This is a genomic window from Chamaesiphon sp. OTE_20_metabat_361 (assembly GCF_031364565.1).
On sequence record NZ_JANLWO010000719.1, the window covers coordinates 1 to 1,855 of the forward strand.

General features: G+C 48.5%; 2 protein-coding genes and 1 pseudogene. All 3 read left to right on the forward strand.

The genetic code is table 11. The features are described 5' to 3' along the window. A pseudogene (locus RMO35_RS20290) lies at window positions 1–173 on the forward strand (NAD(P)H-quinone oxidoreductase subunit I); the annotation flags it as partial. A gap of 125 nt (window positions 174–298) precedes the next feature. Then, window positions 299–895: an NADH-quinone oxidoreductase subunit J gene (locus RMO35_RS20295; protein WP_309743647.1), complete on the forward strand. Its 597-nt coding sequence runs from the start codon at window positions 299–301 to the stop codon at window positions 893–895. Between the two features lie 31 nt (window positions 896–926). After that, complete coding sequence (nuoK, locus tag RMO35_RS20300) at window positions 927–1,232, forward strand: NADH-quinone oxidoreductase subunit NuoK (RefSeq protein ID WP_309743649.1); 306 nt, start codon at window positions 927–929, stop codon at window positions 1,230–1,232. The last annotated feature ends 623 nt before the right edge of the window (window positions 1,233–1,855 follow it).

The window sequence follows — 1,855 nt, forward strand, 5'->3', positions numbered from 1 at the left end:
CATTCGATCGACACCAGCTCAACTATGATAGTGTCGCCCTCGGTCGCTTACCGACAAAAGTGACTGACGATCCGATGGTAACTGCACTGCGGACGATGGCTTATCTACCTAAAGGTGTCATGGATCCTCGCAACTTACCAGCAGGCGCTCAACGCGCTAATAGCAATACCTAATGAGCTGCGCCGCTGCTGGTTGCCAAATCGGCATCAGCGCAGAACGGGTTATGAATCTATGAAAACTGCCAGCCACTATTTTGGGCAAACAGGCACTCGAATTCCATACACAATAAGTAAGAAAAATGCAAATCGCTGAAGGTGTTCAATTAGTTACATTCGGTATCCTTTCAGTCCTAATGTTTGGAGCAGCTTTGGGTGTCGTCTTATTTGCTAATATTGTCTATTCTGCCTTTTTGCTGGGTGGAGTATTTATTAGTATGGCGGGGATTTATATCCTGCTCAATGCTGATTTTGTGTCTGCTGCCCAAATCTTGGTCTACGTCGGCGCAGTCAATGTCTTGATTTTATTTGCCATCATGTTGGTGAACAAGCGGGAAGATTTCAAACCGCTGAAAAACAATTGGTTCAGACAGGGTTCGACGGCTTTAGTTTGTGGGGGAATTTTTACACTACTGAGTACTGTCGCGATCTCGACTCCTTGGCAAATCTCGACAGTTGCGCCGTTAGCAAGCTCGATCGTGCCATTAGCCAAGCACTTTTTCACAGATTTTTTGCTGCCGTTTGAATTAGCTTCAGTCTTATTATTGATGGCAATGGTTGGCGCAATTATCCTCGCCCGCCGAGATTTCATGCCAGAAAATTTCACTGGTGGCACTTCTTCTCCAGACAGCCTGACGCTCCCCGAACGTCCGCGCGAGTTGGTTGGTACTGAGAAATAATCGCTAAATCACAATCGAAATAATCGCTATGTTGCAATTACCATATTTTTTAATTTTAGCGGCGGCGCTATTTTGTATCGGTATCTATGGATTAGTTACCAGTCGGAATGCGGTGCGGGTATTGATGTCGATCGAGTTGATGTTAAATGCGGTCAATCTCAACTTGATGGGCTTTTCCAACTACATCGATCCAGCCGAGATTAAAGGCCAAGTATTTACCGTATTTGTAATTGCGATCGCCGCAGCCGAAGCCGCCGTCGGACTCGCGATCGTCCTCTCGATCTATCGCAACCGCGATACGGTCGATATGGAGCAATTTAATTTACTCAAATGGTAATCGGTGGGGGGTTTGCGATCGATTAAAGATCTTTACCCCACCCAGCCTCCCCTTTATAAGGGGAGGAGCAAATTCTATATTTAGGTAAGTAGGTAGGCACAATCATTTATCGAATAGATCGTGGCTGAAACCTAGTTGGTGGGCACTGCCCACCCTACTTTCTCGATCGATTGAAGATCTTTACCCCACCCAACCTCCCCTTATAAAGGGGAGGAGCAAGATAACTTCCAACTAAAGTCTAGAGATGAAGAGAATGCCGCTTCTTTCTCCGCCTCACACAAATCAAACCTTACGCAGGAGAGTTTGAGAAGGCGGCGACCGAAATCACGCGGAGGTTCCCTCCGCATGTGTTTCGGTCAAGACGCGTCCCGCCTGTCTTGTCTCGCTAGAACCCGAGGAGCGCGAGCCGCTTTCAACGGGGGGGCTGGGGGTCGGAGCGGTGCGCGCTCTGGAGGTTTCCTCCGGGTTTAGCGCACCAAGACAGCGACGCGCGCTCTGGAGGTTCCCTCCAGGTATAGCGCGTCAAGACAACCCCCAGATCCGGGTTCTGCCTCCGCTAGAAAAATCGCAACTCACTAATATCTAACATTTGCCGTCCCGCTTAGTAACTAAGCCATATCCCA